Here is a 457-nt window from a genome sequence, read left to right as displayed (position 1 = left end):
GCGCCCAGCCACCCGAAGATCGGCCCGACCCGCACCAGGAGGGCCTGGCCTCCGTCGGGTGCGCGCAGGAAAAACCCGCCGCGAGGGGTTGTCGGACCGGGATCGCGCACCCAATGCTCGACGTAGTCTTCATGCACGCCGGTCTCGATCAGAGTGTCCCCGTCCCAGCGCATCTCACCCTCGTCGGGAGCAGGGCCCGACGGCACCAGCTCGACGTCACGTCGCCAGGAGAACACGGTGCCCCGCTGGACCAGCTCACCACCGAAGCCGCGGGAGTCGACGTAGGCGCTACCGGCCTGCAACCACACGACGTCCGTCCCGGTGTCACGCGATCCGTCGGCCTCGATCAGCAAGGTGCGCCGCCACAATCCCGCGCAGTCCGACGCCAGAACATCGCTCACGAGCACTCCGTCCACTTCTCTCGAAGCTGTTGCAGCCCTTGGACGGTCGGTGTGCC

At 68.5% G+C, this 457-nt stretch carries 1 protein-coding gene; it reads right to left on the bottom strand.

Features of this window, described 5'->3' with window-relative positions; all coding sequences use genetic code 11:
* A partial coding sequence (locus tag RNB18_RS51855; RefSeq protein WP_311721038.1) for a hypothetical protein occupies positions 1 to 401 on the bottom strand: 401 nt, incomplete at its 3' end.
* Between the last annotated feature and the right edge of the window lie 56 nt (positions 402 to 457).

Origin of the sequence: Streptomyces doebereineriae, assembly GCF_031845645.1 — a bacterium.
In the GTDB taxonomy this organism is placed as follows: Bacteria; Actinomycetota; Actinomycetes; order Streptomycetales; family Streptomycetaceae; genus Streptomyces; species Streptomyces canus.
The sequence above is the reverse complement of the archived record's forward strand: the minus strand, read 5'-3'. Positions and strand labels throughout refer to the sequence as shown.